Raw genomic sequence first — 22702 nt, forward strand, 5'->3', positions numbered from 1 at the left:
CCACCACGCCCGGAGATAAAGCACACCATGCCAAAGCGCAGCGACATCAAGACCATCCTCATCATCGGCGCCGGTCCCATCGTGATCGGCCAGGCGTGCGAGTTCGATTACTCCGGCGCCCAGGCCTGCAAGGCGCTGAAGGAGGAAGGTTTCCGCGTGGTGCTGGTGAACTCAAACCCCGCCACCATCATGACCGACCCCGACACCGCCGACTCGGTGTACATCGAGCCGATAAACTGGCAGACGGTCGAGCGCATCATCGAGAAGGAGCGCCCGGATGCGGTGCTTCCCACCATGGGTGGACAAACAGGCCTCAATTGCGCACTCGACCTCGCCGACCACGGTGTGCTCGACAAGTACAACGTCGAACTGATCGGCGCCTCGCGCGATGCCATCCGCATGGCCGAGGACCGCGACCTGTTCCGCCACGCCATGGCCGACATCGGCCTGGATTGTCCCAAGGCCGGCGTCGCCCGCTCGATGGAGCAGGCGCACGAGATCCAGGCCACCGTGGGTTTCCCCACCATCATCCGCCCCAGCTTCACCCTGGGCGGTTCCGGTGGCGGCATCGCCTATAACCGCGAGGAATTCATCGACATCGTCGGCCGCGGCCTGGAACTCTCCCCCGTGCACGAAGTGCTGGTGGAAGAGTCGGTCCTTGGCTGGAAGGAATTCGAGATGGAAGTGGTTCGCGACAAGGCGGACAACTGCATCATCGTCTGCTCGATCGAGAACTTCGACCCGATGGGCGTGCACACCGGCGATTCCATCACCGTGGCCCCCGCGCAAACGCTGACCGACAAGGAATACCAGCGCCTGCGCGATGCCTCCATCGCGGTGCTCCGCAAGATCGGCGTGGATACCGGCGGTTCCAACGTGCAGTTCGGCATCAACGCCCGCGATGGCCGCGTGGTGGTGATCGAGATGAACCCGCGCGTGTCGCGCTCGTCGGCCCTGGCGTCGAAGGCCACTGGTTTCCCGATTGCCAAGATCGCGGCCAAGCTCGCGGTGGGTTACACGCTCGATGAACTGAAGAACGACATCACCGGCGGCCTCACCCCGGCGTCCTTCGAGCCGAGCATCGATTACGTCGTCACCAAGATCCCGCGTTTTGCGTTCGAGAAGTTCCCCGCCGCCGATGCCCGCCTGACCACCCAGATGAAGTCGGTGGGCGAAGTGATGGCCATGGGCCGCAGCTTCTCCGAGTCGCTGCAAAAGGCGCTTCGTGGCCTGGAGATCGGCAAGACAGGCCTGAACCCCACGGGCCTGGACATCGGCAGCGAGGAAGGCTTTCTGACCCTCAAGCGCGAACTGCGCGAGCCGCGTCCGGACCGCGTGTTCCATGTAGCCGATGCCTTCCGCGCCGGCCTGTCGCTGCAGGAAGTGCACGAACTCACCCACATCGATCCATGGTTCCTCGCCGCCTTCGAGGACATCGTGATGACCGAGGGCGAGGTGCAGCGCCTTGGCGTTACCAGCCTCGACGCGCCGCGCATGCGCGAGTTGAAGCGCATGGGCTTTTCCGACGCGCGCCTGGCCGAGCTCGTCGATGGCGACGAAAACACCATGCGCCACCTGCGCCATACCCTGGGCGTGCGTCCGGTGTACAAGCGGGTGGATTCGTGCGCCGCGGAATTCGCCACCACCACCGCGTACATGTATTCCACCTACGAGGAGGAATGCGAGGCCCAGCCCACCGGCCGCGACAAGATCATCGTGCTTGGTGGCGGTCCGAACCGCATCGGCCAGGGCATCGAGTTCGACTATTGCTGCGTGCACGCCTCGCTGGCGCTGCGCGAGGATGGTTTCGAAACCATCATGATCAACTGCAACCCCGAGACGGTCTCCACGGACTACGACACGTCCGATCGCCTGTACTTCGAGCCGCTAACGCTTGAAGACGTGCTCGAAATCGTCGACCTTGAGAAGCCAAAGGGCATCATCGTGCAGTACGGCGGACAGACCCCGCTGAAGCTGGCGCGTGCACTGGAAGCCGCCGGCGCCCCGGTGATCGGTACCAGCCCCGATTCGATCGACCTCGCCGAAGACCGCGAGCGCTTCCAGCAGCTGATCGAGCGCGTAAAGCTGCGTCAGCCTCCCAACCGCACCGCCCGCACCGCCGACGAGGCGCTGGCCCTGGCCCGCGACATCGGCTACCCGATGGTGGTGCGCCCGAGCTACGTGCTCGGCGGCCGAGCCATGGAAATCGTCTACAGCGATGCAGACCTCTCCCGCTACATCCGCGACGCGGTGAAGGTCTCGAACGATTCCCCAGTACTGCTCGACCGCTTCCTCGACCACGCGGTAGAGGTGGACGTCGACATCGTTGCCGACGCCGAGGGCAACGTGCTGGTCGGCGGCATCATGGAGCACATCGAGGAAGCCGGCGTTCACTCGGGCGACTCCTCATGCTCGTTGCCGGCCTATTCGCTCAGCCAGGAAGTACAGGATGAAATGCGTCGCCAGGTGAAGCTGCTGGCGCGTGAACTGAAGGTCGTTGGCCTGATGAACACCCAGTTCGCCATCCAGGGCGACGAGGTATTCATCCTTGAAGTGAACCCGCGCGCCTCGCGCACGGTGCCGTTCGTCTGCAAGGCCACCGGTGTATCGCTGGCCAAGATTGCCGCCCGCGCCATGGCTGGTCGCTCGCTCGTCGACCAGGGCACGATGCGCGAAGTCATCCCCTCGTACTACTCGGTGAAGGAAGCAATCTTCCCGTTCCTGAAATTCCAGAATGTCGACCCGATCCTCGGCCCCGAGATGCGCTCGACCGGTGAGGTGATGGGGGTAGGCCGCACCTTCGGCGCGGCGTTTGCGCGCGGCCATGAGGCCGCCGGCATCCGCGAACCCGCCGTGGGCAAGGTATTCCTCTCAGTGCGCGACGCCGACAAAGACCGCCTGCTTCCCATTGCCCAGGAACTGATCCGCCGCGGCTTCACCCTGGTGGCGACGCAGGGCACGGCATCGTTCCTTTCATCCCATGGCGTGGACTGCGAGCGCATCAACAAGGTGCTCGAGGGCCGCCCGCACATCGTCGACCTGATCAAGAATGGCGAGATCGTCTATATCGTCAACACCACGGAGGGCAAGCAGGCCATCTCCGATTCCTTCTCCATCCGGCGCGAGGCCCTGCAGCACCGCGTCACCTATTCAACCACTGTGGCAGGCGCGCGTGCGCTGGTGCATTCGCTGGACTTCCACGGGGCCGGCAGCGTGCACAGCCTGCAGGAACTGCACAAGGAACTGAACGCATGAGTCGCGCACCGATGACCAAGAAAGGCGCCGAGCGCCTGCGCGGCGAACTCGAACGGCTGAAGTCGTCCGATCGCCCGCGCATCATCGCAGCCATTGCCGAGGCACGTGCCCACGGCGACCTGAAGGAAAACGCCGAGTACCACGCCGCACGTGAGCAGCAGAGTTTTTGCGAAGGCCGAATCAACGAGCTCGAAGGCGCACTATCCATGGCCGACATCATCGACACCTCGCGCCTGTCAGCCGGCGCCAAGGTGGTGTTCGGCGCCATCGTCGATCTTGAAGACGAAGACAGCGGCGACAAAGTGACTTACCAGATCGTTGGCGACCTGGAAGCCGATATCAAGAAGCAGCTGATCGCAGTGTCGTCGCCGATTGCCCGCGCCCTGATCGGCAAAGTCGAAGGCGACAGCTTCGAATTCACCGCACCCAACGGCGTCAAGCACTACGAGATCACCGGCGTTCGCTACGAGACCTGAGGCTCGCGCACTTCGCGCGTGGCGGAAGAGCCGGCGGGCCATGGCGGCTGGCGCTCCTAGCTGCGGCGACCCTCGGGGGAGGAGGCCGCTGCGCGGCTTTTTCTTATGGCTGCGCCCCATCGGGACGGGCTTCGGTCGGGGGTTTTCGATTCGCCATCCTGGCTCAGCGAAAACGGCCGGCCGTCCATGGCCGGCCCCCTGACGGGCCTGATCCGACCGAAGCCCTTCGCCTCCGCAGGGAGCGCCAGCCGCCATGGCCCGCCAGCTATCCCGCACGTTGAGGTTCGCGAGGGGAGGGCTGTTTCAGGCCCCGCCCACGCTCTCCCCCGATGCTGCCTCGGTCTTGTCCAGAGCCGGGGGCTATCAGCCTCGTCGGCGACTTGTGGAACCGAGCGCTGCGGGCGGACCAGGCCCGCAGGGGACCGGCCTTGGCCGGTCGTTTTCGCCCAGGCCGCAGGCCGCCTCGAAAACCCCCGCCCGCAGCGCGGGCGCGCCGGGGCGAAGCCATCAGAAAAAGCCGCGCAGCGGCCTCTTCCCCCAAGCGCCGGTGTAACCGGAGCGACGAGGCTGATAGCCCCCGGCTCCTGCGGACACGTCCGAGCCCAAGTTTCAGGCAATGCCGAAGGCGAGCCAAAAAAAAGACCGCCGAGGCGGTCTCCTTTTCGTTCACCGCAGCCGGTGGATCAGCGCTGGCGAGCCTTGAAACGCGGGTTGCTCTTGCAGATTACGAACGTTTTGCCGCGACGACGAACGACCTTGCAGTCACGGTGCCGCAGCTTGGCGGACTTCAGGGATGACAGCACCTTCACGGCAAGCTCCTGGGAAACTTATGGACGATGGAAAACCGGAATTATAGCCACGTTTTGACCTCACGGCAAGCCAAGTGATTGTTTCGATGCGGCAACCGTGCGCAGGAAGGCATCCAGGGCCGGTGAAGGGTCGTCGGCCCTGCTGGCCACTGCCAGTAATAGCCACGCATCGGTGTCGTCTACGGGGACGAAACTGACTCCGGACAGCCGCACGGCGCACAAAGAGGCCGGGACCAGGGCCAGTCCCAGGCCAGCGGCCACCAGGGACAGCAGGGAGCTTACCTGCTGGCTGATCTGCCGCACTTCCGGCTGGAACCCGGCCTTGGTGCACAGGTGCATCAGGCGATCGTATAGGGTGACGGCCAGTTCCCGGGGCTGGGCCAGGAAGGTTTCGTCGGCCAACTGGCGCATCCGCAGCGATGCCTTGCCAGCCAGTGGGTGCGCGGCGGGCAGGGCCACCACCAGGCGTTCCTGGTCGATCACATCCAGGCGGAAGGCCTTTGCCTGCAGGGCCGTACGCGGGGCGCCGCGGAGGAACCCGACGTCGATGTCGCCATTGGCCAGGGCGTCGTATTGCTCGGTGGTGTACATCTCGCGCAGGGCCAGCCGGACCCGGGGGGCGTCCTGGCCGAATCGCAGCAGGGCCTCGGGCAGGGCGGGGTGGAAGGATACCGATATGGCATAGGCCAGGCGCAGTTGTCCGGCGAAACCGGCCGCGGCATCGGTCACTACCCGGCGTGCCGATTCGGCCTGTGCCAGCAGTTTCCTGGCTTCGATCAGAAATAGCCGCCCGGGTTCGGTCAGTGCCACGCGGCGGCGGGTGCGATCGAACAGGCGCACGTCAAGCCCGGCCTCCAGCGCCTGGATCTGCTGGGACAGCGGGGGCTGGGACATGTGCAGGGCCTGGGCGGCGCGGGTGAAGCTCAGGGTCTCGGCTACGGCGACGAAATAGCGGAGTTGGCGCAGGTCGAACATAGTCGATTACCGAATAAGTACCAATCACAATATATATTGGTGCTTATCAAACCGTAAGCCCATAATGCGTCTGTCCCGCCACCAACCCCTCCCCCTGGGTCGGCGGGCTTTCGCTCCGCAGCGGCGCTGTTTTTAGCGACATCTGGCTCTCCTCCCCCCCGAAGCCCATGTCGTAGCGCCGCTTGCGGGGCGAACTTCTTTCTGAAGATCGCCATCACCCGCGGGCCACGCTTGCCACACATATCGGCACGGCATGCTTGAGGCACATTCGTGCGGGAGAGAATCCATGCTCTGGTTGATCGTGCTGATCGTCTTGTTGGCCGTATTCGCAGCCCCGGCCTGGCCCTACAGCCGTGGCTGGGGTTACTACCCGACCGGCGGACTGGGACTGATCGTGGTGATCCTGGTGATCCTGTTGTTGTTGGGCATGATCTAAGCCGTTGTCCTTTAGCTGGCGCGGGGTGGGCGGGAGCGATGCCCGCTCATCTCGATGCCCGCATTGGGCGCAAATCGTGCACTGACCGGAGCGGCAAGGATCGACACGGCTGTGATGACAAGGAAGGCGACGGAGAAGTCCCCCGGGGTGGTGTGGTCGCGGCCGTGAAAATGCACGCTTGCGTGCAGGACGCCGGCCGCTACGCAGATGCCCAGCGACAACATCAGCTGCTGGAACGTGGTGTAGAAACTGGTGGCGGCACTCAGTGCCTGGCTGGGTAGCTCCGCGTAGGCAATGGTGTTGTACGCGGTGAACTGCAGCGACTGGAAGAATCCGCCCACGCCGAGTACCAGGTAGATCGCCGTCAGCGACCAGCCGGGCCGGAACGCCGCGCACAAGGCAATCATCAACGTGCTCAGGACCCCGTTCCACACCAGGACGTTGCGGAAGCCGAAGTGGCGCAGGAAAGGCTTGGCGGTGGACTTCATCAGCACCGCCCCGGCGGCGGATACGAAAGTCACCAGTCCGCTGCGCGCGGCCGACATGCCAAAACCCAGCTGCATCATCAGTGGCAACAGGAACGGCAATGCACCGGCGCTGATGCGCGTGAGCGAGCCTGCGATCACCGACAGCCGGAAGGTGTCGAAACGTAGCAGGGCAATGTCGAGGATCGGATGCTCGATGCGGCGGGCGTGGACGACGTACGCCACCAGGGTTAACGCGCCACCGCCGAGCAAGCCCAGGGACACCGTGAGCCCGCCGATACCACGCGAAGCCAGTTCCAGCCCGAACACCAGACACGAAAGGCCCAGGCCTGAGAGGAAGAAACCCAGCATGTCGAAGCGGTGGCGCACTTCGCCGCGTACGTCCGGTACCAGCCGCGCGGCCAGCACGAAGCCGAGCAGCCCGATCGGCAGGTTGACGTAGAAGATCCACCGCCACGAAAGCACCTGCACGATCAGTCCACCCAGTGGAGGCCCCAGTACCGGGCCGATCATCGCCGGCACCAGAAGCCATGACATCGCCGAGACGAGGTCCTGCTTGCTCACCGCGCGAAGCAGCACGAGCCTTCCCACCGGTACCATCATGGCGCCGCCCATGCCCTGGATCAGCCGCGCGCCCACCAGGAAAGGCAAGGTGCTGGCCTGGGCGCAAAGGATCGAGCCGAAGGTGAATACGGCGATGGCCGCGCAGAAGACGCGCCGGGCACCGTAACGGTCGGCCACGGTCCCGCTGGCCGGGATGAACACTGCCAGGCTCAACATGTAGGACGTAAGCGCGATGCTCATCGTCAGCGGCGACACGCCGAAAGTCTGGGCCATCGACGGCAACGCGGTGGCCAGGATCGTGCCGTCGAGCTGCTCCATGAAGAGCGCGCTGGCAATGATCAGGGCGAGTGTTCGAAAGTGCGGGGTCGGGGACAATGCGCAGGGTCGGTGCGTGACCTGCCTATGGTGCGCTGTGACTTCCGGGGTGTCGAGTGCCGCAAGGATTCACGCACGCCAGGGCGCGCGCCATGCGATGCTTGCATCCAGGCGGGGCGACACACCGGGACGCAAGAGGGCACGTGCATGGGAGTCTTCGTCAAGTTCGCAACGATGATGGCGCTTGCCGTTATCGCAACACCCGTCCTGTCGGATCCACCAGGATTGATCCGCGCCATGGACCAGGCGGCGGCCAAGCACCACGGCAAGGCCACACCGGCCGTTTCGTCGAGAGCCGTGGCGCCCGCAGCCGACGACGCGCCCGGCGTCACCCATCGTGTTGAATATGCCAACGATCACGCGTTGGACGCGCAGGGCCACAAACTTGATGTCGGCGGCCGTCCCGTGGGTCAGGCGCCGACGCCCACGGCGCCGGTCACCACATCCCCATCCGCGTCCGCGTCCAGCGGACAATAACTGCAGTCAAGCTTAGTAGTTGCCGCCGCGGTTACCGCCGCTGCTGCCACCACCGCGGTTACCGCCACCACCACCACCGCCGGGACGCGGGCCGCGATTTCCGCCGCCTGGCCCGCGATTTCCACCCGGTCCGCGGTTTTGACCGCCACCGGGACCACGGCTTTGGCCACCCGGACCGCGGCTGGCGGACGCTGGACCGCCGGGGCCACCCGGACGCGGGCCGCGATTGCCCGGACGCGGACCATTGGTATTGCCGCGATTGTCGTTGCCGCCGTACCCGGGGGCCACGTTACCGCGGTTGTCCGCATAACGCGGGGCACCGCCCTGGCCGCCCTGACCAGGATTCGGGCCTCGACGCTGGTTGCTACGCGGGCCACCCGGACGGGCACCACCACCGGCGGGACCGCCAGCGGCGTTACCGCGGGCGTCACCGGCAAACCAGGTGCGCGGTGATGGCAGTTCCTGGCCCGGTGCGACGCGTCCACGACGCTGGCCCTGCGGGCGCGCAGGACGATCGACGTTGCCGTTCACTTCGCGGCCCGGACGGGGACCGCCTGCGCCCGGTGCGCCGGTCTTGCGGCGCTTGCCGCCCGGACCTGGGCGGAAGGGTTCGTCGCGGATGCGATCGTAGGCGGAGAGCTCGCGTGCTTCATCCTTGGCGCTGTTCCAGGCACTGCTGGCACCACGGCCTTCGGGCTTGTACTCAGTAACGTTACGCGGGGCGCGGCGCTGATGAAGCACGGGGCTGAGCGTGAGCACGGGAGCCGGGTCACCGAGGCCTGCGCGGGTGCGCAGTTCCTTGACCGCATCCTCGCCGAGGTTTTCGGTGTCGCCACGGCGCAGCGCGCGCGGCAGTTCCACGCTGCCGTAGCGGATGCGCTTCAGGCGGCTGACCAGGAAACCCTGCGAATCCCACAGGCGGCGTACCTCGCGGTTGCGGCCTTCGCGGATCACCACGCGGAACCAGCTGTGGCTGCCGCCGCGGCTGATCACGCCGATGTCGTCGAAGCGGGCAGGGCCGTCGTCCAGCTCCACACCCGATTTCAATCGCTCGATGGTTTCGTCGGGTACCTCGCCATGCACGCGGCAAAGGTATTCGCGCTCAAGGCCGCTCTTCGGGTGCATCAGCGCATTGGCGAGCTCCCCGTCGGTGGTGAGCAGCAGCAGGCCGGTGGTGTTGATGTCCAGGCGGCCCACGGCCACCCAGCGCGCGTTCTTCAGGCGCGGCAGCTGTTCAAAGACGGTGGGACGGCCATCGGGATCTTCGCGGGTGGTCACCACGCCCTCGGGCTTGTGGTAGACGATCACTTCGGCATCGTTGCGCGAGTCGGTGGACACGACGAACTGCTTGCCGTCGATCACCACCCTGTCGCCGGCGTGGACCGACGAACCGATGCCGGCGGCGGCGCCGTTGACCTCGATCTCGCCAGCCTGGATGCGCTGTTCGAGCATCCGGCGCGAGCCCAGGCCCGCATTGGCCAGCACTTTGTGCAGGCGTTCTTCCAGTCCAGCCACTTCGGGCTTGACGTCACGTTTCAGGGATAGCACGGATCGCTGCGGCGCATTCATGCGCGGTACTCCTCGGTGTCTTGCGTTGCGGCGTCATCGTCGACATCCGCGGGTTCTGCCTCGTCGGCAGTAGGGGAAGCCGAGGCGATGTCATCGGCCGGCTCGTCGGTGTCGGAGGCCGGCGCGTCGGCCGGCTCCTGGTTGTCGGCATCGGGCGCAAAGGCCAGATCGCCGGAGTGGGCAGCGGCGTCAGCCACTGCCTGGTTATCGGTGTCCTGTGCGTCGACGTCCGCTCCCGCGCCCAGGGCGGGAAGGGCCCGTTCATCCCCATCCAGGCGCATCTGGGGATTGAGATCCTCCATGTCGCGGATTTCGGACAGCGGCGGCAGGGCGTCGAGTGACTTCAGGTTGAAGTAGTCCAGGAAGATGCGCGTGGTCCCGAACAGGGCAGGTTTGCCCGGAACGTCCCGGTAACCCACCACGCGGATCCATTCGCGTTCTTCCAGTGTCTTGATGATGTTGCTCGATACCACCACGCCGCGGATCTGTTCGATCTCCGGACGGGTGATCGGCTGACGGTAGGCGATCAGCGAAAGTGTTTCGAGCAGGGCGCGCGAATACCGGCTGGGTTTCTCCGTCCACAGGCGCGAGATGAAGGCATGTTCGCGCTGGCGGACCTGGTAGCGGAAGCCGGAGGCCACTTCCACCAGTTCGATGCCGCGGCCCTCGCAGTCGGCGCGGAGCGACTCCAGCGCACGGGAGAGATCCTCGTGGCCGATGTTGTCTTCCTCGACGAACAGGCCGTCGAGCTGCTGCACCGTCATCGGCTGCGAACTTGCCAGCAGGGCGGCCTCGAGGATCGGTTTGAGCTGTTCTTGTTCCATGGTTTCCTGGAATGTGCAGGGGACGTCGCCGTCAGGCGCTCGCCTGGTCCTCTTCGGGCAATTCGATGGCGGCGTCGTCGCCGACCTTGGTCTTGACGTAGATGGCGCCGAGGGGTTCTTCCTGGACGATCTCTACCAGCAATTCCTTGGCCAGTTCCAGCATGGCCAGGAAGGTGACGACCACGCCCAGGCGGCCCTCGGTGGGATCGAACATGGTCTCGAAGCGGTGGAAGATGCCATCGCCGAGGGCATTGAGAAGATCGCCCATGCGCTGGCGGACGCTCAAAGGTTCGCGGGCGATGGCATGGTGGGTGAAGAGGTCGGCCCGCTGCAGGACATCACGCAGGGCCAGCAGAAGTTCGCGCAGGTCCAGCGGCGGCGGCATCTTCACCACCACCCTCTCGCCGACTTCCGCGTGCACCACCACGGTGTCGCGCTCGAGCCGGGGTAGCTCGTCGAGGTCGGCCGCGGCCTTCTTGAAGCGTTCGTATTCCTGCAGACGGCGGACGAGCTCGGCGCGCGGGTCTTCCTCGACGCCTTCCTCGGCCGGCGGCCGGGGCAGCAGCAGCCGGGATTTGATCTCAGCCAGGATGGCCGCCATCAGCAGGTATTCGGCCGCCAGTTCCAGTCGCATGACATCGCGCATCATGTCGATGTAGTCCATGTACTGGCGGGTGATCTCGGCGATAGGAACGTCGAGCACATCGAGGTTCTGCCGGCGGATCAGGTACAGCAGGAGGTCGAGCGGGCCCTCGAAGGCCTCCAGGATCACTTCCAGCGCGTCGGGCGGGATGTACAGATCCTGGGGCATTTGCAGCACGGCCTGGCCACGCACCACCGCCAGCGGCATTTCCTGCTGCTGCGGCTGGTGCGCGAACGGATCGCTGGTTGGCTGGCTCGCCATGGGCTGAGCTGGATCGATGCTCATCTGAACTCGAAAGACGCCGCCGTGGCGGCAGGACAAGGTGTCACGTGCGGCGTTGCCGCGACGCATCCGGGATGTTCGCCGGACGGGCTACGTGTCGTCGTCGTCGGACCGCGTGCGACGAAAGGGGCCATGGGGCCTATTCTGTCTGCTCTGGGCCGATCGCCGACCGTATCGCACCTTCGCGTCATGAGCCCATGCGGCAAAGGCGTAGCTGGATAACGAAACGGGGGTTTCGATCAGCTTGCAGGAGCCAAGTGGAAGACACACGGTAAACCGCGCCGGCTACCGCCTTGCGCATCCACGTCACTACCCGATGGGCTTTAGGGTAGCGCCTGCAAGCTGCCAAGTCCAGAGCCGACAGTGGCTGGCCAGATGGGCACAATAGCCGCCATGGTCACTGAGCGCGCAATCATCCACGTGGACATGGACGCCTTCTATGCCTCCGTGGAGGAGCTCGACGACCCCGCGCTTGCGGGAAAGCCGGTGATCGTGGGCGGCTTAGGGGGCCGCGGGGTGGTTTCCACCTGCAACTACGAGGCGCGAAAATACGGTGTGCGCTCGGCGATGCCAACCTCCCGGGCCCACCGCCTTTGCCCCGAGGCGGTATTCATTTTTCCCCGGCACGACCGCTATGCGGAGATTTCGGCCCAGGTATTCGCGGTTTTTGGCGAGTTCACCGACGACATCGAGGGCCTGTCGCTTGACGAAGCCTTCCTGGACGTGACCGGCAGCCTGAAACTTTTTGCCTCGATTGAAGCCATCGGCCGGCAGATCAAGCTTCGCATTCGCCAAAGTACAGGCCTGAATGCGTCTGTTGGCATGGCGGCCAACAAGCTGGTGGCCAAGGTTGCCAGTGAATTGTCAAAACCTGACGGTTTTTTGCGCGTCCGGCCCGAAGAGGTTCGGGCCACGCTCGATCCCTTGCCGGTGGGACGCCTGTGGACCGTGGGCAAGGTGGCGGAGGAGCAACTTCACCGTATCGGCATCCGTACCATCGGCGAGCTGGCGCGATGCGACCCCGGCCGTCTGCAGCGCGCCCTGGGGCGCCAGGTCGAAGGCCTTCAGGCGCTTGCGCGGGGTGAGGACGAACGGCCCGTGTGCCGCGAGGTAGCCGAGCAATCCATCAGTGCGGAGAACACCTTCGACGTGGATATCACCGACCTCGCCATGGCCGATGCATGGTTGCTGCGGATGAGCGAGAAGGTCGCACGGCGCGCACGCGGCCGGCAGATGAAAGGACGCACGGTGACGGTGAAACTGCGCGAGCCGCCCTTCACCACCTACACCCGCCAGGCGCAGCTGGTGGGTGCGGGTAACGCTACCCAGGACATCCACCAGTTGGCACGCCGCTTGCTGCACACGTGGTGGGCCCAGCAGCCGCGTCCACGGCTGCGCTTATTGGGTGTCGGACTTTCCGGATTTGGCGAACGGGCGCAGAATGATCTGTTCCAGCCGGCGGCAAGCTCGCCGCAGGCGGATGGGATCCAGGACCGGATCAACGAGAAATTCGGGGCGGGGAGCCTGGTACGCGCCGGCGTGTTGAAGACACGCGATTAGGGCACGCACGGCAGGACACCCGGCAAGACCTTACGTACGCAAGGCGCGGCCGACGTGGAGACAGCAGCATTGAGCAACAAGGACGAAAACGGCGACAAGCTTCGACTGCGCCACGCGCGCATGAAGGTCGAGACAGCCGTGCTGATGAGCCGGGGCGCCGAGGCGCACCCGACGGAACTGGTCGATATTTCCGCCACCGGGGCGCTGCTTCGTCGCCCGCTCGGCTGGCGTGGCGACGTGGGCGAGACGTGGGTGCTGGACATGATCTTCGGAAGCGACCTGCACATCCACATGGAAGCGCAGGTCACGCGCGTGTCGGCGCGGCAGGTGGGCATGGCCTACACGCATATTCCCGACGACAAGCAAGAACCGTTGTGGAACCTGCTGGGCGGCTACGCCGATACGCTTGAGACCTGGTCGGACGACTAGCCGGCTCCCACCCGCGATGCCAATGGCGCCGGGGTGGGTTGCTTCAGGCGGTTTTTTTCTTTTCTTCGTCGCGCAACTCGCGACGGAGGATCTTGCCCACGTTGGACTTGGGCAGGCTGTCGCGGAACTCAATCAGCTTCGGACGCTTGTAGCCGGTGAGGTTTTCCCGGCACCAGGCCTTGATGGTTTCCTCGGTGAGGGAGGGATCTTTCCTCACCACAAAAAGCTTGACCACTTCACCGGAATGCTCGTCCGGAACACCTACGGCTGCGCACTCGAGTACCCCGGGGCAGCGGACTACAATGTCCTCGATCTCGTTCGGGTAGACGTTGAAGCCGGAGACCAGGATCATGTCCTTCTTGCGATCGACGATATACACCAGGCCTTTTTCGTCGATGCGGCCGATGTCGCCGGTACGTAGCCAGCCATCGCTGCTGATGACCTTGGCTGTCTCGCCGGGCTGGTTCCAGTAGCCCTTCATCACCTGCGGGCCGCGAATGCAGATCTCTCCGATATCGCCGGTCGTCTGATGCTTGCCGTCGTCGTCCTGGATGCTGATCTCGGTGGAGGGTATCGGCATGCCGATCGAGCCTGAGAAACTGGCGCCTTCGATCATCGGGTTGATGGTGGCCACCGGTGAGCTTTCGGTCATGCCGTAGCCCTCGATCAGCGGGCACCCGGTTATGGCCTGCCACTTCTCCGCCACCGCGCGCTGCACGGCCATGCCACCACCGAAACTCATGCGCAGGCTTGAGAAGTCGAGCTTGTCGAAACCTTCGGTGTGCACAAGGCCGTTGAAGAGCGTGTTGACGCCGGTGATGGCGGTGAAGCGCACTTTGGAGAGGTCCTTGACGAACCCTGGCATGTCGCGCGGATTGGTGATCAGGATGCTCTGGCCGCCGAAGCGCAGGAAGATGAAGCAATTACAGGTGAGCGCGAAGATGTGGTACAGCGGCAGCGCGGTGATGATGATTTCCTGGCCCGGGCGGATCTGCGCGCCAAACCAGGCACCGGCCTGAAGCATGTTCGCCACCATGTTGCCGTGGGTGAGCATCGCACCCTTGGCCACGCCCGTGGTGCCGCCGGTGTATTGCAGGAAGGCAACATCATCGCGCGAGACATCCGGCGAGGTCGTCTCGTGGCGTCCGCCCCGCGAGAGCGCATCGCCGAAGCGCACGGCGCCATCGATCCGGAATTCAGGCACCATCTTCTTCACGTGCTTGATCACGAAGTTGATGACGGCGCCCTTGACCCCGAGCAGATCACCGATACCGGTGGTGATCACGTGCGGTACCGGCACGTGCTTGAGCGCTTCCTGCACGGTCGCGGCGAAGTTGTCCAGCACGATCAGCGCCTTGGCGCCGGAATCTTTCAACTGGTGTTCGAGCTCGCGCGGGGTGTATAGCGGGTTGGTATTGACCACCACCAGGCCCAGGCGAAGCGCCGCGAACAGCGCCACCGGGTACTGGATGACATTGAGCAGCATGATCGCGATGCGATCGCCCTTGACCAGCTTCAGTTCGCCTGAGAGATACCCTGCGAACTGGTTGCTCAGTTCGTCGATCTCGCCATAGGAAACGGTTTTGCCGAAGCTGGTGAAGGCCGGGCGATCACGGTATTTCTCGAAGGATTCCTCGAGCACGTCGACGATAGAGCGGTACTGCGTGATGTCGATGTCGGCCGGCACGCCGGGGGGATAGTTGTCCAGCCACGGGCGGTCGTTACTCATGCTCAGTCCAGCTCTCCGTTGGATGCACGCGCGGCAAGGTGCCGTCGTAGTGCAAGGCATTGGAGCATACGCCCGCGTATAGCGGCAAGCCGCACTGCAATGAGGAATGACCGCTGCCGTGGCGTCTGATGTTTCAGCGGTCCAGCATGGCCTTGATGTACTGCCCGTCGGGGGACTCGGCCAGCGTATCCCAGATATCAGCGGATCCTAGCCACGTATATAAACCGGGATAGTCAGGATCGGCACAGCCCCACCCATAGGAAACGATGCCCAGCTGTTCTATTTTCCCATCCGCAGCTACGGAAAAGAGTGGGCCGCCACTGTCGCCAGTACAACTGTCTTTGCCAGGGCTGCCCGCACAGAGCATCAGCGACGGATCATACATAACGCCATAGCCGGAGCACCTGGACGGGGGAAGAAGTTCTACAGAAGCCTCCTGGAGGCGATCCAAAATTATGTCCGGATGATTGGTCCTGCCCCACCCAGCAACTGTCGTAAGCTCGCCTGTACGCTGATCGGAAGGCTGGCCTTTGGGTGGCAGCGTGACCAGCGCAGCATCAGCCACGGGCTCGGCCAACTCAATAAAGCCTATGTCATAACGTGGCGACTCGCCTCCGTTAAAACGTGGATGCCGGACGATGCGGGCAACCCTGTGGAGTTTTCCCGTCTGCGTGTCGGTGATGACGGTACGTCCGACGACCACGAGACGTTCGTCGGCCGGGGTACTCAGGCCGACGCAGTGCGCGGCAGTCATGACTATGCTCGGTGTAACCAGTGTCCCGCCGCAGCCGGCGAATATGTCATCGTCATCAGGGTAGCCCACGCCGACGAGAAACGGATATTTGCCATCGGGGACATCTTTTCCGCCGATGATCCGTGGCTCGATGGTGTTTGCCGATGGTGGCAGTGCTGCAACTGACCCTATACAACCTAGGGAAAAGACTCCAATCAACAGACTGCGGTAGTGTAAAAGTGCTTTGAAGGGTGAGCGAATGCCCATGCGAACTTACTCCTTAGTTAAACGCCGGAGAAAGGTTGCCTCTTTGCAGACAGCAATTGGATAGGTGCCGTCTGGGCGTGCGCGTAGGAGCTCGCCGCGCAAATCTCTCATGGCGCCTACAATGGATATCGATCGCGTGTGTACACGGTGCCTCTTACATTGGGAGTGCGTATGCTGAAATCTCGGCTGTCTGCGAAGAGGAACGTAAATCGAAGTGTCGCTCGTGTCGGATGTCGTCGGCTGCTTTTGGGCAGGCTCGACAAGCAATTCCTTGTATTGGCCTTCTTCGCCTTGGTGGCCTCTTGCCACCATACTGGCGACGAGGATCAGGTGCGCCAGGCCATCGCCGCCACGCAGGTGGCCGCGGAGGCCGGTAAGGCGGGCGATACCGTGTCAGCCCTTACCGATGACTTCGACGGTAACGGCGGTGAACTCGATCGCCGGCGCCTGGAAGGCATGGTTCATCTGGCCGCGCTGCGCGGTGCGCATGTCGGCGTCACCATGGGGCCGGTGGGCGTGGACAGGCGCGGTGAGCGACTGGTGGCCACGTTCACTGTTTCTTTGACCAGCAGCACCGGCCTGATCCCCGACGAAGGCGGGATATACCACGTGGAAACCGCCTGGCGCCGTGAAGGCTCCCGGTGGTTGTGCTATTCGGCCACCTGGTCACGCTAGTGCACTAAAAGAAGCCCCGCTTTCGCGGGGCTCTTTGTCTTTAGCGCTTGGCCAGCTGGCGCAGTACGTATTGCAGGATGCCACCGTGGCGGAAGAACTCGCGTTCCTTCGGCGTCAGCAGCAGCACTTTCACCGTGAATTGCTTCTTCTTGCCGTCCTTCGAGGTGGCGGTGACCGTGGCGCGGGTGCTCTTGCCACGATCAAGGCCGGTGATGTCGAAGGTTTCGTCGCCGGTAAGGCCCAGGGTCTGCGCGTTTTCACCGTCCATGAACTGGCAGGGCAGCACGCCCATGCCGACGAGGTTCGAGCGGTGGATGCGCTCGAAGCTCTCAGTGATCACCGCCTTGACACCCAGCAGCAAGGTGCCCTTGGCGGCCCAGTCACGCGAGGAGCCGGTACCGTATTCCTTGCCGCCGAGCACCACCAGCGGCGTGCCGGCTGCCTTGTACTTCATGGCCGCGTCGTAGATCGGCATGGTTTCGCCGCTAGGCACGTGGCGAGTGTAGCCACCTTCCACGCCGTCGAGCATGAGGTTCTTGATACGGATGTTGGCGAAGGTGCCGCGCACCATGACGTCGTCGTTGCCACGCCGCGAACCGTAGGAGTTGAAATCCTTCGGCTGCACACCACGGGAGATCAGGAAGGCGCCGGCGGGGGAGTCCTTCTTGATCGAGCCTGCCGGGGAAATGTGGTCGGTGGTGATGGAGTCGCCGAAGATGCCCAGGGCGCTGGCACCGTGGATGTCCTCGATTTCACCGGCATCTTTGCTCATGCCGTCGAAGTAGGGCGGGTTCTTGATGTAGGTGGAATCGTCCCACTTATACAGCGCGCCATCCGGGGATGCGATCTGGTTCCAGCGGCTGTCGCCCTTGAATACGTCGGCGTAGTTGGCGTTGAACATCTCAGCGTTGATGGAGCCGGCGATGGCGTCGGAGATCTCCTGGTTCGACGGCCAGATGTCCTTGAGGTACACCGGCTTGCCGTCGCTGCCGTTGGCGATCGGCTCTTTGGTGAGGTCGATGTCCAGGGTGCCGGCCAGGGCATAGGCCACCACCAGCGGCGGCGAGGCCAGGTAGTTCATCTTCACTTCCGGATGCACGCGGCCTTCGAAGTTGCGGTTGCCCGACAACACCGACGCCACGGCGAGGTCGCCGTCGGCAATGCCCTTGCTGATTTCCACAGGCAAGGGGCCTGAGTTGCCGATGCAGGTCGTGCAGCCATAGCCGACCACATAGAAGCCGACCTTCTCAAGCTCAGAAAGCAGGTTGGTCTTCTTCAGGTAATCAGTAACCACCAGCGAACCTGGGCCCAGCGAGGGCTTGACCCAGGGCTTGGCGGTGAGGCCGCGCGCGGCGGCCTTCTTGGCCAGGATGCCGGCGCCGATCATCACGGCGGGGTTGGACGTGTTGGTGCAGGAGGTGATCGCGGCAATCACCACCGCGCCATCGTCGAGCTTGAAGCTCTTGCCATCTTTGGCGATCGTGACGCCACCGTTGCCCAGGTTGTTCGCTTCGTTGCCGATGGCGGCGGCGCCGCCTTCATTGGCAAAGCGCTCGGTGGATTCGCTCTTCGGCTTGCGGTTGGCGGTGAGCGGGCCGACGGCATCGAGGAAGCTCTGCTGCACGCCTTCGAGCAGCACGCGGTCCTGCGGGCGCTTGGGACCGGCCATCGAGGGGCGGACGTCGGCCAGGTTCAGTTCCAGCGTGTTGGTGAATTCCGCATGCGGGGTGTTGGCGTCGTGCCACAGCCCCTGCGCCCTGGCATAGGTTTCCACCAGCGTGATCTGGTGCTCGTCGCGGCCGGACAGGCGCAGGTAGTTCAGCGACTCCTGGTCGACCGGGAAGATGCCGCAGGTGGCGCCGTATTCGGGGGCCATGTTGGCGATGGTGGCGCGGTCGGCCAGCGGCAGGGCGGCCAGGCCGTCGCCGAAGAATTCCACGAACTTGCCCACCACGCCGAGCTTGCGCAGCATCTGGGTAACGGTAAGCACGAGGTCGGTGGCGGTAACGCCTTCGGCAAGCTTGCCGGTGAGCTTGAAGCCGATCACCTGCGGGATCAGCATGGAGGAGGGCTGGCCCAGCATCGCGGCCTCCGCCTCGATGCCACCCACGCCCCAGCCGAGCACGCCGATGCCGTTGATCATCGTGGTGTGCGAATCGGTGCCGAATACGGTGTCGGGGTAGGCCCAGCTTTCGCCGTCCACATCCGCCGTGAACACCACGCGGGCGAGGTTCTCCAGGTTCACCTGGTGGACGATACCGGTGCGGGGCGGCACCACCTTGAAGTTGTTGAAGGCCTTCTGGCCCCAGCGCAGGAAGCTGTAGCGCTCCTGGTTGCGCTCGAACTCGATCTCGACGTTGGTATCGAGCGAACTGGACGTGCCGAAGGCATCAACCTGTACCGAATGGTCGATCACCAGTTCCGCCGGCGCGAGCGGATTGATCTGGGTAGCATCGCCGCCGAGCTTCACTACGGCATCACGCATGGCGGCAAGGTCCACCACGCAGGGCACGCCGGTGAAGTCCTGCAGCACCACGCGCGCGGGCATGAAGGAGATCTCGGTGTCGGGCTCGGCCTTGGCGTCCCACCGGGCGACCGCTTCGATTTCCTTCGAGGTGACGTTCACCCCGTCTTCGGCGCGCAGGAGGTTCTCCAGCAGGATCTTCATGGAGTAGGGCAGGCGCTTCAGATCGAATCGCTCCCCGAGCTTCGTGAGGCTGGCGATGGCGTGACGCTTGCCGTTGACTTCGATGCTGTCCCGGACGGAGAACGAGTCTTTCATTGCTTGCTCCTGGCTTGATGCTGGCTGGGGAGGCGCCGTGGGGCTTACGGCCCGTCAAAGTTGGTAATTATCGCCCAAAACCGTGACTGGACGTGAGCAGGCGCCGCCGACCGTGGTCCTGGGCGGCTAAGATGCCCGCCTTGAGAGGGGTCGTGTTTCTGCGGCGAAGGATGGGCCCCTGCGTCTTCTGGCACAAACGGTTTTGATGGCATGCAGCGTTCGATGATTTCGACGGCACTTTCGGCGGTATCGCTGCGCGACCTGGCGTTGGTGCAGGCCGTGGCGCGTGAAGGAAGTTTCACCTCCGCGGCAAGGCTCATGAACATCAGCGCCTCGGGTCTTTCCCACCAGGTACAGAAGGTGGAACAGGCATTGGGCATCACGCTGTTTGAACGTGGTGGGCGCGGCGTGGCGCTTGCTGGGGGCGGTGCCCGCCTGATCGCCCTGATCAACGACGTGCTGGCCGGCGCCGAACGGTTGCAGGCCGGGGCACTGGCCGGGAGCATCGCTTTCGGCGGCGAATTGCGGCTGGGCGTGCCGGCCACCCTGGGTCCCTACCTGCTGCCCCAGCTGATCGAGCCGTTTCCGCAGCGTTTTGGCGAGGCCAGGCTCACCATCAGCGAAGGCAAGCCCAGGGGGTTGCTGCGCCGCCTGGCCGAAGGCGAACTCGATGCCGTGCTGGCACCGCCGGGCGCGGCCGTGCCGGGATTGTCGTCGCGGCGGCTGTTCTTCGAGCCCTACGAGCTCCTGGTGCATGCCGACCATCCCGCGGCAGGCAAGGCGAGCGTGCCGCTGGCAACGCTCGATCCTGCCCAGGCAACGCTGATGGCCGAGAGCCATCCCGGCGCCCACGGCAGCGAGCGCATCCAGGATGTAAGCCTTGAAAGCCTCGCTACCCTGGTGGCCGTGCGAGGGGGTTACACGCTGGTCCCGGTACTGGCCCACGACCGCCTGGCATCGATCCCCAACGTATGCCTGGTAAGTGTGCAAGGGCAGGCGCCGGGGCGTGAGGTGGCGCTCTACTGGCGTAGCGCCACCGCCTGGGGCGAGGACCTCGCCGGGCTTGGCGACCTGCTGGTGGACCTGGCCGGGCGAATGCCGGGATTAACCCCCGTTATCGAGGGTGGCGCCGGTCAATAGCCCGCGGGCGATCATGCTGGCACGGCGCCGGTAGAGCACCAGGTGCCACTGGCGGCCACCGAGTTGATGCCACAACACCGCCGCGCGCACGGCTGCCAGCAAGGCGGCGCGCACGCGGTCGACCACGGCCTTCTGCTGCAGATGGGTGGGCATGCCGGTCACCATCACGCGCGGCTTGAGCGTGGACAATGTGCCGGCGTAAAGCTCGGCCAGGCGGGCGGCCACGTTCGGATGGGCCATGCCGAAGTGTTCCACCTGGCGGCGGGCGGCGACGATGCCTTCCTGCAGCTGCGAGAGCAGTTCCGGCCGGCGCGAGAGCGTGCGCTCCAGGCGCAGCACCGTGATCGTGGCGCGCATCACGGCGATATCGCGGGTGCTGGCGTCTTCGAGCTGGCTTACCAGCGTGCGCAGGCCCAGCCGTACGCCGCTGACACCGCCGAAGATCGCCTCCACCGTATCGGCGTCCAGGTGGAACACGCTGCCGAGGCTTGCCTCCATCGAGGCTTCGTCGGCCCGGCCTTCCGTGGCCAGTTGCTGTACCAGCGCGGTGGCCTGGAACAGCCCGGCCAGCGCCAGGACGCGTTCTTCATTCATGCGGGAACCTTGACTTCAGGATGGGCGGGCAGGCCGCCATAGGCGGCATCGGTCGCTTCGATCACGGCGCCGCCCAGGCAGGCGTCGCCATCGTAGAAGACTACCGACTGGCCCGGGGTGACGGCGCGCTGCGCCTCGTTAAATTGTACGAATACGCGGTCGCCCGACACGCGCACGGTGCATAGCTGGTCGTCCTGGCGATAGCGTGTCTTGGCGGTGCAGGCGAACTCGCCCGCCGGTGCCGGGCCTGCCACCCAGGTGGCGCCCGTGGCTTCGAGCTGGCGCGAGGCCAGATAGCGGTTGCTGCCACCCTGGGCCACGATCAGGGTGTTTTCGAGCACGTCCTTGCCTACCACGTACCAGGGATCGCCACCGGCTTCGCGCCGACCGCCGATGCCCAGGCCGTTACGCTGGCCCAGCGTGTAATACATCGCGCCCTGATGCTCGCCCACATCCCGCCCTTCAGGCGTAACCATGCGGCCGGGCCGGGCCGGGATGTACTGAGCCAGGAAGCTGCGGAAGTCGCGCTCGCCGATAAAGCAGATGCCGGTGGAATCCTTCTTCGCCGCGGTGCCCAGGCCGGCCTCGCGGGCCAGTTCGCGGACGCGGGGTTTCTCGATTTCGCCTACCGGGAACAAGGTGGCCGCCAGCTGCTCCTGCCCCAGTGCATGCAGGAAATAGGTCTGGTCCTTGGCGCGGTCCACGGCGCGCAGCAGACGGTAACGCCCGTCATGGAGGTCGACGCGGGCGTAATGGCCGGTGGCGATCTTCTCGCCCCCCAGGGCGCGGGCGTGGTCCAGGAAGGTGCGGAACTTGATCTCGCGGTTGCAAAGGACATCCGGATTGGGCGTGCGCCCGGCCCGGTACTCGGCCAGGAAGTGTTCGAACACGCCATCCCAGTATTCGGCGGCGAAGTTCCGGGCATGGAAAGGAATGCCCAGCCGGCCGCAGACGGCGACGGCGTCCTTGCGGTCCTGGTCGGTCGTGCATGGACCCTGGCGGTCGTCTTCTTCCCAGTTCTGCATGAACATGCCCTCGACCTGGTGCCCTGCCTGTTGCAGAAGCAGGGCCGCCACGGACGAGTCCACGCCACCGGAAATACCCACGATCACCTTCATCCGGGCTGCCCGGTTAGCAGGTTGCCGATGACCGAAAGGGGCAGGCGGGAGCCTGACAGCCACTTGTCGATGCTCGATTCCACCAGTGGACTGCGCAATTGCGGGCGCAGGGCGGCGATCTCGGTGCGCGTGAGCCACAGCGCGCGCTCGATGCCGGTGTCGAGCGGACGATCGTCGTGTCCCAGGGGGCTCGCGGCAAAGGTGAATCGCAATACCTGGTCGCCATGCCCGTGGCTGCGCCACTGGTCGATGGCCACCAGATGCTGCACCTGTACCGTCCAGCCGGTTTCCTCAACCGTTTCGCGGGCTGCGGCGGCGGTGAGGCACTCGCCTTCATCCAGGTGGCCGGCGGGCTGGTTGTAGGCGATTTTGCCGTTTACCCGTTCTTCGACCATGAGGAAACGCTCACCGTCATGGACGATGGTGGCGACTGTCACATGGGGACGCCAGACCTCGTTGTCGGGCGGGGAAGGTGTCATTTGAAGTTCGGACCACTGGAAAAACG

General features: G+C 64.6%; 20 protein-coding genes. 8 read left to right on the forward strand and 12 right to left on the reverse strand.

The features are described from left to right. The first annotated feature begins 27 nt into the window (after positions 1-27). Positions 28-3255: a carbamoyl-phosphate synthase large subunit gene (carB, locus tag VGM61_RS00730; RefSeq protein ID WP_331520779.1), complete on the forward strand. Its 3228-nt coding sequence runs from the start codon at positions 28-30 to the stop codon at positions 3253-3255. Further along, the gene (gene greA, locus VGM61_RS00735) at positions 3252-3731 is read left to right on the forward strand and encodes a transcription elongation factor GreA (RefSeq protein WP_331520780.1); all 480 of its coding nucleotides are present in this window, start codon (positions 3252-3254) and stop codon (positions 3729-3731) included. Before carB ends, greA begins: the two co-directional genes overlap by 4 nt. A 683-nt stretch (positions 3732-4414) precedes the next feature. Here greA and ykgO read toward each other — a convergent pair. Further along, positions 4415-4540, reverse strand: coding sequence for a type B 50S ribosomal protein L36 (ykgO, locus tag VGM61_RS00740; RefSeq protein ID WP_250622716.1), 126 nt, complete (start codon positions 4538-4540; stop codon positions 4415-4417). A 60-nt stretch (positions 4541-4600) separates the two neighbouring features. Continuing rightward, positions 4601-5515 (reverse strand): LysR family transcriptional regulator, encoded by a 915-nt coding sequence (locus VGM61_RS00745; RefSeq protein WP_331520781.1) that lies wholly within the window; start codon positions 5513-5515, stop codon positions 4601-4603. A 286-nt stretch (positions 5516-5801) separates the two neighbouring features. Between VGM61_RS00745 and VGM61_RS00750 the strand changes: the two genes are divergently transcribed. Beyond that, positions 5802-5951, forward strand: coding sequence for a DUF3309 family protein (locus tag VGM61_RS00750; protein WP_331520782.1), 150 nt, complete (start codon positions 5802-5804; stop codon positions 5949-5951). An 11-nt stretch (positions 5952-5962) separates the two neighbouring features. Here VGM61_RS00750 and VGM61_RS00755 read toward each other — a convergent pair whose 3' ends face one another. Beyond that, positions 5963-7375 (reverse strand): MFS transporter, encoded by a 1413-nt coding sequence (locus VGM61_RS00755; protein ID WP_331520783.1) that lies wholly within the window; start codon positions 7373-7375, stop codon positions 5963-5965. 147 nt (positions 7376-7522) lie between these two features. Between VGM61_RS00755 and VGM61_RS00760 the strand changes: the two genes are divergently transcribed. Continuing rightward, positions 7523-7852: a hypothetical protein gene (locus VGM61_RS00760; protein ID WP_331520784.1), complete on the forward strand. Its 330-nt coding sequence runs from the start codon at positions 7523-7525 to the stop codon at positions 7850-7852. A 12-nt stretch (positions 7853-7864) separates the two neighbouring features. On the opposite strand, the gene VGM61_RS00765 is transcribed toward VGM61_RS00760, so the two are convergent. From VGM61_RS00765 to VGM61_RS00775, 3 genes are read right to left on the reverse strand one after another with little or no spacing between them, the layout of a single operon-like run. Beyond that, positions 7865-9421 (reverse strand): pseudouridine synthase, encoded by a 1557-nt coding sequence (locus tag VGM61_RS00765; protein WP_331520785.1) that lies wholly within the window; start codon positions 9419-9421, stop codon positions 7865-7867. Next, positions 9418-10245, reverse strand: a complete 828-nt coding sequence (scpB, locus tag VGM61_RS00770) for an SMC-Scp complex subunit ScpB (protein WP_331520786.1) — start codon at positions 10243-10245, stop codon at positions 9418-9420. The genes VGM61_RS00765 and scpB overlap by 4 nt, the downstream gene beginning before the upstream one ends. Positions 10246-10276: 31 nt before the next feature. Next, positions 10277-11149 (reverse strand): ScpA family protein, encoded by an 873-nt coding sequence (locus tag VGM61_RS00775; protein ID WP_331520850.1) that lies wholly within the window; start codon positions 11147-11149, stop codon positions 10277-10279. A gap of 396 nt (positions 11150-11545) precedes the next feature. Here VGM61_RS00775 and VGM61_RS00780 point away from each other — a divergent pair, with 396 nt between their 5' ends. Together VGM61_RS00780 and VGM61_RS00785 are read left to right on the forward strand one after the other, a co-directional pair. Beyond that, positions 11546-12730: a DNA polymerase IV gene (locus VGM61_RS00780; protein WP_331520787.1), complete on the forward strand. Its 1185-nt coding sequence runs from the start codon at positions 11546-11548 to the stop codon at positions 12728-12730. 120 nt (positions 12731-12850) lie between these two features. Continuing rightward, positions 12851-13159, forward strand: coding sequence for a PilZ domain-containing protein (locus tag VGM61_RS00785; RefSeq protein ID WP_250624393.1), 309 nt, complete (start codon positions 12851-12853; stop codon positions 13157-13159). Positions 13160-13202: 43 nt separating this feature from the next. Here the strand turns inward: VGM61_RS00785 and VGM61_RS00790 are convergent, their stop codons facing one another. Next, positions 13203-14888: a long-chain-fatty-acid--CoA ligase gene (locus VGM61_RS00790; protein ID WP_331520788.1), complete on the reverse strand. Its 1686-nt coding sequence runs from the start codon at positions 14886-14888 to the stop codon at positions 13203-13205. Positions 14889-15021: 133 nt separating this feature from the next. Next, positions 15022-15888 carry a serine protease gene (locus tag VGM61_RS00795; RefSeq protein WP_331520789.1) on the reverse strand — a complete coding sequence of 289 codons (867 nt, stop codon included), beginning with the start codon at positions 15886-15888 and terminating at the stop codon, positions 15022-15024. A gap of 330 nt (positions 15889-16218) precedes the next feature. On the opposite strand from VGM61_RS00795, the gene VGM61_RS00800 reads away from it, so the two are divergent. Beyond that, complete coding sequence (locus VGM61_RS00800; RefSeq protein WP_331520790.1) at positions 16219-16563, forward strand: hypothetical protein; 345 nt, start codon at positions 16219-16221, stop codon at positions 16561-16563. Between the two features lie 40 nt (positions 16564-16603). On the opposite strand, the gene acnA is transcribed toward VGM61_RS00800, so the two are convergent. After that, entirely contained in the window at positions 16604-19345 is a 2742-nt protein-coding gene (acnA, locus tag VGM61_RS00805; protein ID WP_331520791.1) for an aconitate hydratase AcnA, read from the reverse strand. A gap of 210 nt (positions 19346-19555) precedes the next feature. Between acnA and VGM61_RS00810 the strand changes: the two genes are divergently transcribed. Further along, positions 19556-20485 (forward strand): LysR family transcriptional regulator, encoded by a 930-nt coding sequence (locus VGM61_RS00810; RefSeq protein WP_331520792.1) that lies wholly within the window; start codon positions 19556-19558, stop codon positions 20483-20485. Here the strand turns inward: VGM61_RS00810 and hflD are convergent. The 3 genes from hflD to VGM61_RS00825 are packed head-to-tail and all read right to left on the reverse strand — an operon-like array spanning position 20450 to position 22676. Then, entirely contained in the window at positions 20450-21079 is a 630-nt protein-coding gene (gene hflD, locus VGM61_RS00815; RefSeq protein WP_331520793.1) for a high frequency lysogenization protein HflD, read from the reverse strand. The two genes, VGM61_RS00810 and hflD, sit on opposite strands and share 36 nt — an antisense overlap. Beyond that, positions 21076-22197, reverse strand: a complete 1122-nt coding sequence (gene mnmA / locus VGM61_RS00820) for a tRNA 2-thiouridine(34) synthase MnmA (protein ID WP_331520794.1) — start codon at positions 22195-22197, stop codon at positions 21076-21078. Before mnmA ends, hflD begins: the two co-directional genes overlap by 4 nt. Further along, positions 22194-22676, reverse strand: coding sequence for an NUDIX hydrolase (locus VGM61_RS00825; protein ID WP_331520795.1), 483 nt, complete (start codon positions 22674-22676; stop codon positions 22194-22196). Before VGM61_RS00825 ends, mnmA begins: the two co-directional genes overlap by 4 nt. Positions 22677-22702 lie beyond the last annotated feature (26 nt).

Source organism: Pinirhizobacter sp. (genome assembly GCF_036499745.1).
GTDB lineage: Bacteria > Pseudomonadota > Gammaproteobacteria > Xanthomonadales > Rhodanobacteraceae > Pinirhizobacter.

What these genes read in the sequence shown, in the direction of transcription:
- VGM61_RS00780 (WP_331520787.1), top strand. Translation starts at nt 11,546, where the DNA reads ATGGGCACAATAGCCGCCATGGTCACTGAGCGCGCAATCATCCACGTG.
- greA (WP_331520780.1), top strand. Translation starts at nt 3,252, where the DNA reads ATGAGTCGCGCACCGATGACCAAGAAAGGCGCCGAGCGCCTGCGCGGC.
- VGM61_RS00750 (WP_331520782.1), top strand. Translation starts at nt 5,802, where the DNA reads ATGCTCTGGTTGATCGTGCTGATCGTCTTGTTGGCCGTATTCGCAGCC.
- scpB (WP_331520786.1), bottom strand. Translation starts at nt 10,245, where the DNA reads ATGGAACAAGAACAGCTCAAACCGATCCTCGAGGCCGCCCTGCTGGCA.
- hflD (WP_331520793.1), bottom strand. Translation starts at nt 21,079, where the DNA reads ATGAATGAAGAACGCGTCCTGGCGCTGGCCGGGCTGTTCCAGGCCACC.
- carB (WP_331520779.1), top strand. Translation starts at nt 28, where the DNA reads ATGCCAAAGCGCAGCGACATCAAGACCATCCTCATCATCGGCGCCGGT.
- VGM61_RS00765 (WP_331520785.1), bottom strand. Translation starts at nt 9,421, where the DNA reads ATGAATGCGCCGCAGCGATCCGTGCTATCCCTGAAACGTGACGTCAAG.
- VGM61_RS00785 (WP_250624393.1), top strand. Translation starts at nt 12,851, where the DNA reads ATGAAGGTCGAGACAGCCGTGCTGATGAGCCGGGGCGCCGAGGCGCAC.
- acnA (WP_331520791.1), bottom strand. Translation starts at nt 19,345, where the DNA reads ATGAAAGACTCGTTCTCCGTCCGGGACAGCATCGAAGTCAACGGCAAG.
- VGM61_RS00790 (WP_331520788.1), bottom strand. Translation starts at nt 14,888, where the DNA reads ATGAGTAACGACCGCCCGTGGCTGGACAACTATCCCCCCGGCGTGCCG.
- VGM61_RS00810 (WP_331520792.1), top strand. Translation starts at nt 19,556, where the DNA reads ATGCAGCGTTCGATGATTTCGACGGCACTTTCGGCGGTATCGCTGCGC.
- VGM61_RS00745 (WP_331520781.1), bottom strand. Translation starts at nt 5,515, where the DNA reads ATGTTCGACCTGCGCCAACTCCGCTATTTCGTCGCCGTAGCCGAGACC.
- VGM61_RS00760 (WP_331520784.1), top strand. Translation starts at nt 7,523, where the DNA reads ATGGGAGTCTTCGTCAAGTTCGCAACGATGATGGCGCTTGCCGTTATC.
- VGM61_RS00825 (WP_331520795.1), bottom strand. Translation starts at nt 22,676, where the DNA reads ATGACACCTTCCCCGCCCGACAACGAGGTCTGGCGTCCCCATGTGACA.
- VGM61_RS00795 (WP_331520789.1), bottom strand. Translation starts at nt 15,888, where the DNA reads ATGGGCATTCGCTCACCCTTCAAAGCACTTTTACACTACCGCAGTCTG.
- mnmA (WP_331520794.1), bottom strand. Translation starts at nt 22,197, where the DNA reads ATGAAGGTGATCGTGGGTATTTCCGGTGGCGTGGACTCGTCCGTGGCG.
- VGM61_RS00775 (WP_331520850.1), bottom strand. Translation starts at nt 11,149, where the DNA reads ATGGCGAGCCAGCCAACCAGCGATCCGTTCGCGCACCAGCCGCAGCAG.